Annotated in this window: 2 protein-coding genes; both read right to left on the bottom strand. The window is 52.4% G+C overall.

Going from position 1 to position 2,608, the window contains the following annotated elements; genetic code table 11:
- Positions 1-77: 77 nt before the first annotated feature.
- Positions 78-941 (bottom strand): hypothetical protein, encoded by an 864-nt coding sequence (locus tag ACWEMJ_RS34065; RefSeq protein ID WP_452141015.1) that lies wholly within the window; start codon positions 939-941, stop codon positions 78-80.
- Positions 932-2,338 carry an AAA family ATPase gene (locus ACWEMJ_RS34060; protein WP_452141014.1) on the bottom strand — a complete coding sequence of 469 codons (1,407 nt, stop codon included), beginning with the start codon at positions 2,336-2,338 and terminating at the stop codon, positions 932-934. Before ACWEMJ_RS34060 ends, ACWEMJ_RS34065 begins: the two co-directional genes overlap by 10 nt.
- Positions 2,339-2,608: the final 270 nt, after the last annotated feature.

Below are 2,608 nucleotides of genomic sequence, written 5' to 3'. Positions count from 1 at the left end.
TGGGGGAAATCTGCACAGGTCGACGCCTTCTTCAGTCAGGGCGATAACTACCAACCCCACACGCAGCCACGCCCGAACTAGCAGGTAAATATGTCGGGAGTCGACGGGAATATCTGATTCAATCTCAAATAAAACAGTCGAGAAGATAGATCCTGACATGAAAAGCTACTACGCATAGTCCGCTCCAGAGTATCCTGGCCGATTTGAGCACCCCAATAAGTCCTCATTAGGAATGCCAAGGATGCAGTGAGATCATGGCCACAACAATGCGCCTCTGGATCTTTTGTTTCTTGCATCAGGCTACGCACCTCGTCGATGATCCAAGTTTCATCTTGGGCGACCACTCGCGCCTTCTTGGACCTCTTCAAGGAGGCTCGAAACAACTCGGATAGGTCAACGGAAATTGAACCCTTATCCATAATTTCACTTACAGGAATCCTGGAAATTCTCAAGCCCCACCCGCGAAGGAAAGAAAGCTTCCTGAGAATTCCGATTGGAAACCCGAGCGACGTTACTGCCTGAATTGGAGAGCTGAATCCATTTGCCAGCAAAAAATCACGAACCATCTGCCGGTTGCAGAATGCAGACACAACCCGTGCACACACATTTCCAGCATAAAATACAGTGGCATCCAGGTCGTAGTAGTCAGTCTGAGCAGCAAGTTTACTAACCGGCCTCCGGTCCTTTCCCCAGTCTCGGTCGATCAGGGCAGCGACACCTTTGAGACTCTGCTTTTCCGCATGCTCGATTGCCACCAGCACGGAATCCTTGCCGTAGCCAGGGAGCGTCTCAACATCATCTGCCAAATGGGGATCCAGCACCGCGCAGTCAGACTCCCCTTCGCATAGCACGTATCTCCCCCCTCTCGAACCGGACCTCAGCAGCAGGAGGTATGAAAAAAGATCGAAACCATCAAGATCTTGCATCATGCTCAGACCCACAGATCCTCGTTGTCGTAACCAGCCTCCAAGCCAACAGTCTCCGACCAGTACTTATTAATAATCTGAGGAGAGTGTGTAGCGACCATGAACCTCGCGGAGTTAATTGCAGAAATCCTTGCAATATCGTTCAGGAACTCCTTTTGCCAGACCACATGCAAGGAAATCTCTGGCTCGTCGATCAATACCAAGCTGTTCGGCTTGGCATTGAAGAGAAGATCATATGCCAAAACCAGCTCGTGCTGCTCTCCGGATGACAATTTATCCGGCCGCACCTCCCTGCCAGTTGTCGTGACAATGTGGAACCCATCTCTGTCCAACACTAGATTCTTATACAGGAATCGCGAGTTCACGATCTCGCGGAGCAAAGCAACCCGGTCCAGCAGATCTCGAAATGTGCTGAGCTTCTTTTGAGCGTCGTCCAAATACATCCAAAGGACTCGACGCTCCCAGTCTTCGAGCGAGCGATCCGGCAGTGGAAGCTCACCAGATGCATCTAGTACTGAAATTTCAGTTAGGCGTCGTCGAGTTTCACTCTGCTCTGAATATCTCTCCCTAATTCGCTCCTCGGTGATCTCCGAATCAGGCAATTCTTGAGAAAGAATCCTTCTGGGGAAGGTCCTATCGAGCTCCTGAGACGAACGTGAATTCAGCGCCAAAGCTTCTCCGAGTAGGCGTGAAAAGTCCTCAGAGAACTCGATCACTGTTGGGCGCCTACCGCGCTCAGATTCGCGCGGAGATCGACCCTGACTCGCAGATTCAAAATTTAGCAAGCGCTGCGTCTCGATAAGATGGATTGAGGTCCCCGAGAGGAGTTCAGTAATTTCGGTTGGCAAATCATCAGGCGCTAGATTCACGCTAGTTCGGGGCAACAAATCCGCGTAGCGATGATACAGTTCCCCAGCAGAAACCAGATCACCAACAGAGAGGTCGCGCCACTTGTCAACGGCCATCCGCCGAATCGGAAGTTCCCTCTCCATTACTCTCATGATCTGGGCAGGGACTTCGCTCCGACCGATCGCCCCGGAAGCATCCCATGAGATCTTCCTGCCTCCAGGCTGTGTCAGATTTACCCTAATTTCCCCTGCTAGGCTCTCATCTTCGCCCATCCCAGGAATTGCCTCTTGCCCAGTCCTTTCTACTTCAAGGATGCTGCCATCTTCAAACTTGAAAAGTGCGGCTCGGAACGGGATTTGGGCAAGTCGATAAATTGCCATCGAGAAGGTGGCGTCAATTAGTTCAAGAAGCCGCGTCTTGCCAACGCCATTAGGGCCATGGAGAATTACAAAACTCTTGTCCGCTGCAAATGGAACCCTGTGGTCAAAGCGGCCTAGTAGCTGCGATACCTCTACCTCAACCAGGGCCCGACTTTTCTCGCTACTCATATTTTTGTTTGCCATACCCGCTCCTTGTGATCTAGCGATGGCCAAACGCTACACGCTCGCGTGCGTCGATCCGAAGCTTTTGCCCTAATCGCTGGAGACCTGCAGTAGGCCCTCCCCCGGCACCCGTCTACAGCTTGGAGACACGAAGTCGGGTAGGCGGAGACGGTGCTGCGCCATGGCCACCACTCTGACTGTGAGATGCAGCCAGCGGCCCCAATACGAGCGGCCGGAGGATTGGCTTCTACGAGGGGGTTCCCGCGTAGGGGAGTCCTCTCATGCATCTAT

Source organism: Kitasatospora sp. NPDC004531 (assembly GCF_053602195.1).
This window is presented reverse-complemented; position numbering and strand designations above follow the sequence as displayed.

Excerpts from the sequence above, each read along its gene's own strand:
- ACWEMJ_RS34060 (WP_452141014.1), bottom strand. The coding sequence starts at position 2,338 with ATGGCAAACAAAAATATGAGTAGCGAGAAAAGTCGGGCCCTGGTTGAG.